12 protein-coding genes are annotated in these 11,483 nt (G+C 71.1%); 9 read left to right on the top strand and 3 right to left on the bottom strand.

The window, feature by feature from the left end; all coding sequences use genetic code 11:
* The first annotated feature begins 48 nt into the window (after positions 1–48).
* Both WFK95_RS23850 and WFK95_RS23845 read left to right on the top strand, forming a co-directional pair.
* Positions 49–498, top strand: a complete 450-nt coding sequence (locus WFK95_RS23850; protein WP_336672193.1) for a winged helix-turn-helix transcriptional regulator — start codon at positions 49–51, stop codon at positions 496–498.
* Between the two features lie 82 nt (positions 499–580).
* A complete protein-coding gene (locus tag WFK95_RS23845) occupies positions 581–1,378 on the top strand; it encodes a nitroreductase family protein (protein WP_336672192.1) in 798 nt (265 codons plus the stop codon).
* Here the strand turns inward: WFK95_RS23845 and glmS are convergent.
* Positions 1,295–3,130 carry a glutamine--fructose-6-phosphate transaminase (isomerizing) gene (gene glmS, locus WFK95_RS23840; RefSeq protein ID WP_224645624.1) on the bottom strand — a complete coding sequence of 612 codons (1,836 nt, stop codon included), beginning with the start codon at positions 3,128–3,130 and terminating at the stop codon, positions 1,295–1,297. The genes WFK95_RS23845 and glmS overlap by 84 nt on opposite strands.
* Before the next feature lie 13 nt (positions 3,131–3,143).
* On the bottom strand, positions 3,144–3,404 hold the full coding sequence (locus tag WFK95_RS23835; protein ID WP_224645625.1) for a hypothetical protein: 261 nt from the start codon (positions 3,402–3,404) through the stop codon (positions 3,144–3,146).
* 149 nt (positions 3,405–3,553) lie between these two features.
* On the opposite strand from WFK95_RS23835, the gene WFK95_RS23830 reads away from it, so the two are divergent.
* The 7 genes from WFK95_RS23830 (at position 3,554) to WFK95_RS23800 (ending at position 9,768) form a co-directional block, all read left to right on the top strand.
* Positions 3,554–3,772, top strand: coding sequence for a helix-turn-helix transcriptional regulator (locus WFK95_RS23830; RefSeq protein WP_336672191.1), 219 nt, complete (start codon positions 3,554–3,556; stop codon positions 3,770–3,772).
* Positions 3,762–4,253, top strand: a complete 492-nt coding sequence (locus tag WFK95_RS23825; RefSeq protein ID WP_224645627.1) for a hypothetical protein — start codon at positions 3,762–3,764, stop codon at positions 4,251–4,253. The genes WFK95_RS23830 and WFK95_RS23825 overlap by 11 nt, the downstream gene beginning before the upstream one ends.
* A gap of 29 nt (positions 4,254–4,282) precedes the next feature.
* On the top strand, positions 4,283–4,720 hold the full coding sequence (locus WFK95_RS23820; RefSeq protein ID WP_336672190.1) for a GtrA family protein: 438 nt from the start codon (positions 4,283–4,285) through the stop codon (positions 4,718–4,720).
* Complete coding sequence (locus tag WFK95_RS23815) at positions 4,720–6,390, top strand: glycosyltransferase family 39 protein (protein ID WP_336672189.1); 1,671 nt, start codon at positions 4,720–4,722, stop codon at positions 6,388–6,390. Before WFK95_RS23820 ends, WFK95_RS23815 begins: the two co-directional genes overlap by 1 nt.
* A 144-nt stretch (positions 6,391–6,534) precedes the next feature.
* Positions 6,535–8,049 carry an FAD/NAD(P)-binding protein gene (locus tag WFK95_RS23810; protein WP_336672188.1) on the top strand — a complete coding sequence of 505 codons (1,515 nt, stop codon included), beginning with the start codon at positions 6,535–6,537 and terminating at the stop codon, positions 8,047–8,049.
* Complete coding sequence (locus tag WFK95_RS23805) at positions 8,042–9,253, top strand: MFS transporter (protein ID WP_336672187.1); 1,212 nt, start codon at positions 8,042–8,044, stop codon at positions 9,251–9,253. Before WFK95_RS23810 ends, WFK95_RS23805 begins: the two co-directional genes overlap by 8 nt.
* A gap of 98 nt (positions 9,254–9,351) precedes the next feature.
* Positions 9,352–9,768, top strand: a complete 417-nt coding sequence (locus WFK95_RS23800) for a DoxX family membrane protein (RefSeq protein WP_336672186.1) — start codon at positions 9,352–9,354, stop codon at positions 9,766–9,768.
* 68 nt (positions 9,769–9,836) lie between these two features.
* Here WFK95_RS23800 and WFK95_RS23795 read toward each other — a convergent pair whose 3' ends face one another.
* A complete protein-coding gene (locus WFK95_RS23795; protein WP_224645632.1) occupies positions 9,837–11,471 on the bottom strand; it encodes an acyl-CoA synthetase in 1,635 nt (544 codons plus the stop codon).
* Positions 11,472–11,483: the final 12 nt, after the last annotated feature.

Raw genomic sequence — 11,483 nt, 5'->3', positions numbered from 1 at the left:
GGAGTTCGACGGTGCGCGGGCCCGAGACCGCGTCGTAGAGTCGGTGCGGTGAGGTACGAGGAGCTCGGCGATCTTCCCTGTTCGATCACCCGGCCGCTGGTGGTGCTCGGTGATCGGTGGACGCTGCTGGTCCTCAAGACGGCGTTCGCCGGGGTGCGCAGGTTCAGCGCCTTCCAGGAGTCTCTGTCGATCTCGAAGAGCCGTCTCCAGGACCGGCTGACGCGCCTCGTCGAGCACGGGATCCTCGTGAAGCAGCCCAGTGCAGAAGGCGCCCACGACGAGTACCGGCTCACGCCGAAGGGCATGGACCTCTATCCGATCCTCATGGCGATCAAGGATTGGGGCGACGAGTACATGGCGCCGGACGGCCCTCCGGTGCACTACCGCCACGCGGACTGCGGCGGCGAGGCTCACGCGGTTCTGACCTGCGGCGATTGCGGCGAGCGGCTGACAGCGCGCGACGTGGTGCCGGGGGCCGGGCCGGGCATGACGGCATAGGTCGGTGCGCGAAGGGGTTCCCCTCGGCGGTGATCCCTGCTAGCTTTTGGTCTCAAAATAAGACCAACTGATCGGAGTGCTCATGCCGGGCATCGCGCACGCTCCCCGTCTCGACGACCTCCTGGCCGACCGGTGGACGTGTCGGCAGTTCATCCCCGACCGCGAGGTCCCACTCGAGACCATCGAGGAGCTCCTGGCGGCGGCGCAGCGGACGCCGTCGTGGTCGAACACCCAGCCCTGGGGGTTGTGGGTGACCACCGCGGCGGCGACGGACCGGTTCCGGGCGGAACTGTGTGCGCATGTGGCCGCGGGCGGAGAGGTGAAGCCGGACATCGACTTCCCCGTCGCGTACACCGGGCGGCACCGGGACCGCCGACGGGAGTGCGGGCACGCGCTCTACGCGAGCCTCGGTGTCGAGCGGGACGACCACGCCGGTCGCGCGGAGCAGTTCCTCCGCAACTTCGCGCTGTTCGACGCCCCGCACGTCGCGGTGATCACCAGCCCCGTCGAGCTCGGAACGTACGGGGTGCTCGACTGCGGGCTCTACATCGCCACGTTCCTGCTCGCGGCGCAGGACCGCGGCCTGGCCGCCGCGCCGCAGGCGGCCCCGGCCGCGTACTCCCCGTTCCTCCACCGGCACTTCGGGATCGACGACTCGCGCCACGTGGTGGCGACGATCGGCTTCGGCTACCCCGACCTCGACGACCCGGCCAATCGGTTCCGCACCGCGCGCGCCGCGCTGACCGAGAACGTCGTGCTCGTCAGCGATCGGACGCACGATGCGGCACCGGTTCGCCTACTCGACGGTGACCGACTTCGCCAGGTTGCGGGGCCGGTCGATGTTGAGCCCCAGGCTCAGCGCCGCGTAGTAGGCGAGTAGCTGGGTGGGGATCATCAGCAGGATCGGGTCCAGCTCGGGCTCGTTCTTCGGCACGGTGAGCGTCACCTTCGCCTCGGGCAGCTCGACGCCCGGGTTGGTGATGGCCACGATATCGCCGCCGCGGGCCGCGATCTCGTGCAGCGCACCGATGTTGCGGTCCAACAGCTCGTCGTCGGGGACGATCGCGACGGTGGGCATCTCGGGGCTGATCAGCGCGAGCGGGCCGTGCTTGAGCTCGGAGGCCTGGTACGCCTCGGCGTGGCGGTAGCTGATCTCCTTGAACTTCTGCGCGCCCTCGCGGGCCGTGGGGTAGCCCCGCACGCGGCCGATGTAGAACAGGCTCGGCGCCTCGGCGAGCAGCTTCGCGGCGTCCTCGACGTCGCCGGGGGAGTCGATGATCTCGCCGATCTGCGCGGGCAGGGCCTTGAGGCCCTTGACGATCCGCGTCCCGTCGGTGATCGAGAGGTCGCGGACGCGGCCCAGGGCGAGTGCGAGCAGCGCGAAGCCGACCGCCATGTGGGTGTTGGCCTTGGTGGAGGCCACGGAGACCTCGGGGCCGGCGTGCAGGTAGATGCCGCCGGAGACCTCGCGTGCGATGGTGGAGCCGACCACGTTGACCAGGCCGACGATGGTGCCGCCCTTGCGCTTGACCTCCTGCACGGCGAACGCGGTGTCGGCGGTCTCGCCCGACTGGCTGACCGCGACGTACAGGGTGTCGGGCTCGACGATGGGGTTGCGGTAGCGGAACTCGCTGGCGGGCTCGGCGTCCGCAGGGATGCGGGCGAGCTCCTCGATGACGGAGGCGCCCAGCTGGCCCATGTAGTAGGCGCTGCCGCAGCCGAGGATCTTGACGCGCTTGAAGCGGCGCATGGCCTGCGCGTCCAGGTTCAGGCCGTCGAGGCGGGCGGTGGCGAAGCGCTCGTCGAGCCGGCCGGAGAGCATGCGCTCGAGCGAGCTCGGCTGCTCCGCGATCTCCTTGAGCATGAAGTGGCTGTGGTTGCCCAGCTCCAGGTCGTCGGGCGAGATGTCCACGGTGGTGGCGGACTTCGCGACGGCGCGGTTGTCGTCGGCGCTGAACATGCGGAAGCCGGAGGCGGTGACGGTGGCGCACTCGCCGTCGTCGAGGTGCACGACCTGGCTGGTGTGCCGCACCACGGCGGAGATGTCGGAGGCGACGAACATCTCCTTGTCGCCGACGCCGATGATGAGCGGGGAGCCGTTGCGGGCCACGACGATCCGGTCGGGATGCTCGGTGTCGATGACGGCCAGGGCGTAGGTGCCGCTGAGGCGGTGCAGCGTCTGGCGCACGGCGTCCTCGAGGGTCTCGGCGCCGCTGCGGGCGATGAGGTGGGCGACGGCCTCGGTGTCGGTGTCGGAGGTCAGCTCCACGCCGTCCGCCTCGAGCTCGAGGCGCAGGTCCCGTGCGTTGTCGATGATGCCGTTGTGCACGACGAAGATCCGCTCGTGGCCGTCGGCGTCGGGGGCGGAGGTGTGCGGGTGCGCGTTGGCCTCCGACGGGGCGCCGTGCGTGGCCCAGCGGGTGTGGCCGATGCCGGTCTTGCCCGCGAGCCGCTTCGGCAGCGCGGCCTCCAAGTCGCGCACGCGGCCCACGCTGCGGACCCGCTTCGCGCCGGACGGGCCGAGCACCGCGATGCCCGCCGAGTCGTACCCGCGGTACTCGAGCTGGGTGAGTCCGTCGACGAGGATGTCCACGGCCGTCTGGCCACCGATGTATCCGACGATTCCGCACATGCTGAGGCGGCTCCTAGCTGTAGATGAGGCGGCGCAGCTGCCGCTCGGTGAGATCGGGTGCGGCGACGAGCCGGCTGCTCAACTCGTCGGCGAGGGTCGCGAAGATCTCCGCGTTCTTGGCGCCGCGTCCCTGCAGGTCGCGATGCCGGCGGCGGACGAACTCCTCGACCGGTTCCCGGTAGTAGGCCGTGACGTCGTCGATGACACGCACGGCCTCGGTGGCGGAGAGCCCCGTGGTCCGCGCGATGTGATCCACGAGATCGCTATCCGGCACGGCTTCGATCTTCCGTGCCCGACGGTGTCGTGTCAATTATCTGCCCGTAATCGGGCAGAAATGAGATCGATTCGGTCGGGCGAAGCCAACCGAGCCAAGAATGACAAGAATGCTTGACACCAAATGTCAAGGCTGCTTGACTCGATGGTGTGGACGACGACGAGAACCCGGTGCGGGCGCGGCGACGCGTCCAGCGCATCACCCAGGCCGAACTGGCCGCCGCCGTCGGCGTGAGCCGGCAGACGGTGGTCTCGGTCGAGAAGGGCGACTACGCGCCCAGCGTGTACCTCGCGCTGAAGGTGGCCCGGGCCCTCGGCGCCACCGTCGAAGAGCTGTTTCCCCTGAAGGAGGACGATCATGTCGGCTGAGAGTCGTATCGAGGACTTCATCCTCGCGCCGTCGGACCCCGCGTGGGGCGACGAGCGCAACCGCGAGGAGTACTACCGGGCGATGGCGGTGGGCTACTACTGGGCGGCCCCGGCGGCGCTCGTGGCCTCCCTGATCGCGGCGGCGGAGGGCGCCCGGATCACCGCGATGGCGGTGCTCCTGCTGCTGCTGGCGACGCAGCTCGCCACCTACCGGTACTGCACCCGGCACGACGTGCCGTTGGCGTCCATCTCCCGCGCCTTCATGACCCCGAAGCGCAAGGCCGTGATGGCGGCGATCCTGATCCCGTACCTCGCGGTGTGGTGCTCGCTGCAGCTGGACCGCGACCCGAGCACGATCGCGGGCGCCGCGGTCGGCGGGCTCGTGGGTGCGGGGATCGCCGCCGGCGCCGTGTTCCTGGCGGCCCGGACCGAGCGTCGCCGGGAGGCCGCGGCGGCCGCCGACGACGACGTATTCGAATAACGAAGGATCCATCGGTACGCTGTGACCTCGTGACCGCCTCCGAAGCCGCTGATCGGGTACCCCTCGATCTCAAGACCCAGCTCGTGCGCTTCGTGCTGACCGGCGGCTTCTCGGCGGTGGTCGACTTCGGAACGCTCTTGATCCTCACCAAGGGATTCGGGGTCGACGAGGCCCTGGCCAAGACCATCGGCTTCATCCTCGGCACCACCACCGCGTACCTGCTCAACCGCCGCTGGACCTTCCAGGCCGAGCCCTCCGCCAAGCGGTTGATCGCGGTGTGGGCGCTGTACATCGCCATGTACGGCGTGCAGCTGGGCATCTACATGGCCTTCTACACGCTGTTCCCGCCGCCCGAGGACGGCATCGGCAGCTACGTGAACCGCCTCGTCGCCTTCGTCGTCGCCCAGGGCACCGCGACGGTCGTCAACTTCATCGTCCAGCGCACGGTGATCTTCAAGCTGATGTGATGGCCCGGGCAATTCGGCCGCGGCGAACACTGCTCGTCCCCGGGGCCCTCGCGCTCCTCGGCGTCCTGCTGTCGCTCTGGCACGGCGGGCGTCCGTCCGTCTGGTTCGACGAGCTCGCCACCGCCTCCGCCATCGACCGCTCGCCCGGCGAGCTGTGGCACCTGCTGACCAACATCGACGCCGTGCACGGCCTCTACTACTGGGGCGTCCGCACCTTCTCCCTCGTGTTCGGGCTCGACGAGACCGCGCTGCGGGCCTTCTCCGCGCTCGGCGTCGGCGCGGCCGTCGCGGCCTGCTACTGCCTCGCGCGGCGGCTCGGCGGGGAGACCTTCGCGCTGGTCGCGGGCGTGATCGCGCTGATCCTGCCGCGGCTCACCTGGTCGGGCGTCGAGGCCCGCTCCTACTCGTGGGTGATCGCCTCCGCGGCGCTCGTGCTGATCGCGGCGCACCGGGCGACATCGTCGACGGGGAAGCCCGGTGCCCGTCGGGCCTGGCTCGCCTACGGCGCGGCGCTGCTCCTCGCGACGGTGCTCTTCCTCTACTCCGCGACCCTCGTGCTCGCGGTCGCGGCGGTGTTCGCCGCGGACGAGAGGACCCGGACCCGCGCCGTCCTGAAGCCGGCGGCGATCGCCTCGGCGGCCGCGATCGTGCTGGCGAGCCCCGTGGTGATCCTCGCGGCCACCCAGCGCGACCAGGTGTCCTGGCTCCAGTGGCCGGGGTGGCGCATCTTCCAGAACGTGCTGGTCGACCAGTGGTTCGACCACTCGTACGCGTTCGCGATCGCGGCGTGGCTCGTGATCGCCGTCGCCGCGCTGCTGTGGTGGCGGCGCGGCGTCGCCGGATCCGCGCGGGCGAGGGACGCTGGACCGGCGGATGCGGCACCGTCGGGCGAGTCCCCCATGGACCTGACCTGGGCGCTGCGCTACGGCCTGGCCGGCGCCCTGGTGCCGCTCGCGGCGATCCTGCTGGTCTCGCCGATCGTCCCGTCGTACGTGGGGCGGTACGTGAGCTTCACGGTGCCCGGCGTGGTGCTCGTGCTCGCGGCCGCGGTCACGACGGTGGCGCGGGCCCTGCCGCGTCCGCGGGTCGCCGGCGCGGCGCTGCTCGCCGTGCTGACGGTGGCCGCGATCCCGGGCTACCTGTGGCAGCACAGCCCGCTGTCGAAGCCGGGCGGCAGCGACTTCAGCTACGCGGCGCGCTACATCCGCGACAACGCGCGGCCCGGCGACTGCGTGTTCTTCCAGGTGCAGCCGAGCTGGGCGTGGCCCTCGCTGCGCATCGCGCACGACGGCCTGCCGGGCATGTTCGACGGCCTGCGGGACATGGGGAACGACGGGGACCGCCGCTCCGACGGGAAGCTCTGGGACAAGGAGAAGGGCGTCAACCAGTGGGCGTCGTGGGCGGCCGACGAATGCACCGCCGCCTGGGTGCTCGCCGACGCCGACCGGTCCGAGGACGACTTCCGGCAGGAGAACGGCAACCTGTGGTGGACCTTCCGCCCGTTCCGGTTCATGGGCACCGACATGCAGGTCTCGCTCGACTACGGCGGGCTCGCGGTGGTGCACCAGGAGCAGTTCCACATCCTCCAGGTGGTGCACCTGGTGCAGCCGCCACCCGCGGAGGGGCCGGACCCGCAACCACTGCCGCAGACCCGCCATACCTACTGGTGAACGGTTGCAAAGCGGTTCGTTAGACGTATATACGACTTTGTCCGTCGTGTCCACCCTTGTCCGATGTGACATATGCGGGGTTGTCCGCCGCGCGGACCTTCGCGACGATCGTTACGCACAGGTAACGATCGAGGGGAGAGCGTCGTGGTGTCAGTCGGGATCGTCGGAGGGGGTGCCGCGGCCGTGAGCCTGCTGCGGCAGCTGCCCGTGAGCGACGATCTGTCCGTCTCCGTCTACGCCGACCGGGTCATCGGCCCCGGCCGGGCCTATGCGGAGGAGTCCGATTCCGCCCTGCTCAACCGGCAGGCCTTCGCGATGTCCATCTCCGCGGAGGAGCCCGACGAGTTCGTCGACTGGTGCCGGGCGAACGAGCCGGAGCTCCTCGTCGAGGGCGGGCACAGCTTCGTCCCGCGCTGGGCGTACGGCCGCTACCTGCGGCAGTGCACGCAGGCCCGCGCGGTGGACTTCGGCGACTCGCTCACGCGGATCACCGGCCGCGTCACCGACGCGGCGCGCGAGGGCGATGTGTGGCGGCTCGTCGTGCACCGCCCCGGCTTCGCGCCGGAGACGTACCGACACGACGTGGTCGTGCTCGCGCTGGGTTCGAGCCCGCCCGCCGACCCGTACCGGCTCGAGGGGACGGAGCACTACACGCAGGACCCGTACCCCGTCGACGAGTGGCTGCCGACGGTCCTCGCCGGGGAGTCCGCCGCGGTGATCGGCACGGGCCTCAGCGCGATCGACGTCGCGCTGGCCGTGCGCTCGCGAAGCTGGGACGGCCGCCTGCTGATGGCCTCGCGCCAGGGCATCCTGCCCGACGTGCGCAGCGACCTCGAGCCGCTCGACTTCGATCCCGATGTGGGCGCGCTCATTCGGCGCGTGCAGCTCAAGCACGGAGGCCTCGAATGGGAGGACGTCGTGAACATCGTCGACTACCTCGCCGTGGGCGAGGGCCTGCGCCGCTCCGAGGTGCGCGCCGCCTTCCGCGCGATCGCCGAGCCCGCCGGGCCCCGGCTCGCGGGCTTCGCCGGCCGCCCCGTCTCCATCGCGCCCGAGGTGCAGCGGCTCGTGATCTGCGTGGCCCAGTACTACGCGAACGACCTGTGGTCCGCGATGACCCGTTCGGCGCGGTCGGCGATGGTCGCGTCGGTGCACGCGCCCTTCCAGGCGCTCGCCAACCCGCTGCCCGCCCGGAGCGCGCAGGTGCTGGGGGACATGGTGGTCGACGGTGCGCTGACCGTCCGGCACGGCGTCCGCGACGTGGCCCCGTCGGCCTCGGGGCTGGTGGTGAGCAGCGCCGACGGTGACGAGGCCGTCCAGCACGTGGTCAACGCGACGCGGACGCCGGCCGGTGCGCCCTCGGGTGCCGCGGCGAGCCTGGTCTCCTCGCTCGTCTACGGCGGCACCGCCCGCCGCAATCCCTACGGCGGGCTGCGGATCAACGTCGCCGACAACGCGATCGTCGGCCGCGACGGCACGTCGGTGCCGGGGCTGTACGCGCTCGGCGAGATCGCCTCGGGCGACCTCTACTACATCAGCAGCATCGCCAAGATCCGCCGGCGCGCCCGCGCTGTGGCGCGGTCCATCGCCGAGCGGGTGAATCCGGCGGTGCCGCAGTCGGACCCGGTGCCCGCGTCGGTGGCGGTGACCGGTGGCTGAGGCGAGCGCGGTCGCCGACCGGACGGAGGCCGCGGTGGGCACGCCGGGCCGGTGGTCCACGATCATGCTGCTCGTCGCGGTCACCGCACCGCAGCTGGGCCTGAGCCTGCTCAACCCGTCGACGCCGCAGATGGCGATCGACCTGCACACCTCCGTCTCCGCGGTGCAACTCACGCTGTCCTGCTACATGGCCGGTTACGCGGTGTCGATGTTCGCGGCGGGCGTGCTCGCGGACCGCTTCGACGCGCGGGCCCTCCAGGCGTTGGGCCTCGTGCTGTTCGCGTTGGGCGGGGTGCTCGCGGCCGCCGCCCCGACGGTGGCGGTGCTCGGCGTGGCGCGGTTCGTGCAGGCGGTCGGTGGCACCTCGGCGACGGTGCTGTGCCGCTTGGTGATCCAGCGCCGGTATCCGACGGATGCGCGGATGCACCTGCTCACGTCGCTGTCGATCGTCATCGCGGCGACGCCCGCGATCTCACCCTTCTTCGGCTCGGCGCTGGTCCAGGTCGCGCCGTGGCGCGCCCTCTTCCTCGGCCTGGCCGCGGTCGGTCTCGTTCTGGCCCTCGCGTTCCTGCGCCTGGTACCCACGGCCGCGCCGGCCACGCCCGTCGCGCCGACCCCGCGCGCCATCGGGCGGGGCGTTGCGGAGGCCTTTGCGCGCAAGGGCTTCCACCGGCACGCGCTGGTGATCTCGCTGGCTTGGATGGGGTACTTCCTGTTCATCGAGCAGTCCGCGTTCATCCTGCAGGGGCTGCACGGCGCGACGGAGATCCAGTACGGGCTGCTGCTCATCGTGCCCGCGCTCGGGTACATCGCGGGCAGTGTGGTGATCCGGCGGGCGGCCGTCGCGCGGACCGCGGTGCGGCTGTGCACGATCGGCTCGGCGCTCGGAGGCGCCGCCCTGGTCGCGCTGGCGGCCCTGGGGGTCCCGACGGCCGCCGCGGTCGTCATCCCGCTCGCCGTCGGCTTCCTCGGCGTGGGCGCGGCGATCCCGTTCGCCCAGGCCGGGCTGCTGGAGCTGGACCTGAAGGCCCAGGGCGTCGGCGCCGGGCTGTTCTTCTTCCTCCAGATGGGGGCCGGCGCGGTGTACTCCGTGGTCATCGAGGCGCTGCACCTGCGGTCCGCGGTCAGTACCTCGGTGGCGATCGGCCTGCCGCTGCTCGCCCTCGCCGCCGTCGTCTGGGGGACCACGCGCGCGAAGCCGTGACGCGGAACACGGCGGTTCGGGAATGATACGGACCGAGGTCCGGTTATAGTTCCCGTATCGCGGCGCACGGTGCGCCGCCTCGAACGAGGAGCTCCACCATGGACGTCGTATTCCTGATCGGCCGCATCCTGCTCGCGGTCCTGTTCGTGATGTCGGCCGTCGGCCACTTCACCGCCGCGGACGGCATGGCGCAGTACGCCGCCGCCAAGAAGGTCCCCGCCGCGAAGCTCGCCGTGGTCGGCAGCGGCGTGATCGCCCTACTCGGCGGCCTGTCGCTGATCCTGGGCGTGTGGATCGACCTGGGCGCGCTGCTGCTCGTGCTGTTCCTGCTGCCCGTCACCGTGATGATGCACGACTTCTGGAAGGCCGTGGATCCGCAGGCCAAGCAGACCGAGATGATCTCCTTCAACAAGAACCTCGCGCTCATCGGCGGCGCGCTGATCCTGTTCTACTTCGTCAACGTCACCCAGTCGGTGCCCCTGGGCCTCACCGGCCCGCTGTTCCCCGCCTGGTGATCGCTCCCCGATAACGGGTTCGGCCCCGGTCCGCGTGCTGCGGATCCGGGGCCGAACTCGTCGTCGCGTCAGTCCTTCGGGAGCTCCCGGCGGACGATCTTGCCGGTGGGGTTGCGGGGCAGCGTGTCGAGGAAGACGACGTCGCGCGGGACCTTGAAGCGGGCGAGGTTGCCGCGCACGTAGTCCTTGAGGTCCTTCACGAGCGCCTCCTCGTCGGAGGGCGCGCCGCCGTCGATCACGACGAAGGCGCGCAGGCGCTGGCCGAACTCGGGATCGGGCACGCCGATCACCGCGGCCTCCACCACGTCGTCGCGGGTGACCAGCAGGTTCTCCACCTCGAGCGGGTAGACGTTCTCGCCGCCGGAGACGATCATGTCGTCGTCGCGGCCGTCGATGTGCAGCAGGCCGTGCTCGTCCCAGTGGCCCATGTCGCCCGACGAGAGGTGGCCGTCGATGATCTGCTTCGTGCGGCCGTCGCTGTAGCCCTCGAAGGGCGCGCCGGCGCGCACGAAGACCCGGCCGCGCTTGCCGACGCCCTCGACGAGCGCGTCGTTCTCGTCGTACAGGCGCACCGTCGTCAGCACCGGCGGCTTGCCGACGGTGCCGGGCGCGGTGCGCAGGTTGCGCGGCGTCGCGACGGTGGCGACGGCGACCTCGGTCGAGCCGTAGACGTTGTAGAGCACGTCGCCGAAGACGTCCTGGAACTTCTCCGAGAGCTCGGGGGAGACCGCGGACCCGGCCACGACCACGGACTTGAGGCAGCTGGTGTCGTACTTCGCGAGCGTCTCCGCGGGCAGGCTCAGCATGCGGGTGAGCATCGTGGGCACCGCGACCAGCATGTCGGCGCGGTTGTCCGCGATCAGCTTGAGGGTGTTCTCCGGGTCGAACCGGCGCATCGTCACGGTGGTGCAGCCCACCGACATCCCGGCGGACCACATGGCGAATCCCGTGGAATGGAAGATCGGCGAGGCGATGACGACGGTGCCGCGGCGCTTGAAGGGGATGCGGTCGACGAGCATCGCGGTCGCCAGCGAGGGCACCTTGCTGCGGGTCGCGCCCTTGGGCAGGCCGGTGGTGCCCGAGGTCAGGATGATGAAGCCGCCCTGCTTCTCCGGCGGCGGGACGCGCTTGGCGTCGCGGCCGGCGATCAGCTGGTCGATGGTCTTCGCGCCCGCGGGCACGGCGTCGGCCTCGTCGACCCAGGTCAGGTACTGCGGCATGTCCTCGGGCAGGGCGTCCAGCAGGGAGGTGAACTCGCTGTCGTGGAAGACGGCCTGCACCTTCTCGCGGGCGCAGACCTCGGCGAACTGGGGCTTGGCGAAGCCGGTGTTCATCATGGCCAGGCGCATGCCCGCGCGGGCGGCGGCGCTGATGATGAGCAGGAGGCCGCGGTGGTCGCGGGCGAGCACGGCGATCACGTCGCCGGACTTGAGGCCGGATGCGCGTAGGCCGCGGGCCAGGGCGTTCGACTGCGCCTCGTACTGCGCGTAGGTGAGGGTGCCGCGCTCGTCGACGATCGCGATGCGGTCGGGGTTCTCCGCGGCGCCCTTGATCACCAGCGCGGCCTGCGGGCCGTACTGCCGGTTGTAGCCGAGCGCGCGGAGCGCGACGTCGGGGCGTGCCGGGTCGACGACCCGGCGCTGGAGCATGCGCAGCAGGGCGTGGCCCTGCGGAAGAAGATCGGAGACCAGGCTCGTTCCCATGACGACGATGAT

The organism is Tsukamurella sp. USMM236 (assembly GCF_037148755.1).
Taxonomy (GTDB): domain Bacteria; phylum Actinomycetota; class Actinomycetes; order Mycobacteriales; family Mycobacteriaceae; genus Tsukamurella.
This window is presented reverse-complemented; position numbering and strand designations above follow the sequence as displayed.

What these genes read in the sequence shown, in the direction of transcription:
- WFK95_RS23800 (WP_336672186.1), top strand. Translation starts at nt 9,352, where the DNA reads ATGGACGTCGTATTCCTGATCGGCCGCATCCTGCTCGCGGTCCTGTTC.
- WFK95_RS23795 (WP_224645632.1), bottom strand. Translation starts at nt 11,471, where the DNA reads ATGGGAACGAGCCTGGTCTCCGATCTTCTTCCGCAGGGCCACGCCCTG.
- WFK95_RS23845 (WP_336672192.1), top strand. Translation starts at nt 581, where the DNA reads ATGCCGGGCATCGCGCACGCTCCCCGTCTCGACGACCTCCTGGCCGAC.
- WFK95_RS23825 (WP_224645627.1), top strand. Translation starts at nt 3,762, where the DNA reads ATGTCGGCTGAGAGTCGTATCGAGGACTTCATCCTCGCGCCGTCGGAC.
- WFK95_RS23815 (WP_336672189.1), top strand. Translation starts at nt 4,720, where the DNA reads ATGGCCCGGGCAATTCGGCCGCGGCGAACACTGCTCGTCCCCGGGGCC.
- glmS (WP_224645624.1), bottom strand. Translation starts at nt 3,130, where the DNA reads ATGTGCGGAATCGTCGGATACATCGGTGGCCAGACGGCCGTGGACATC.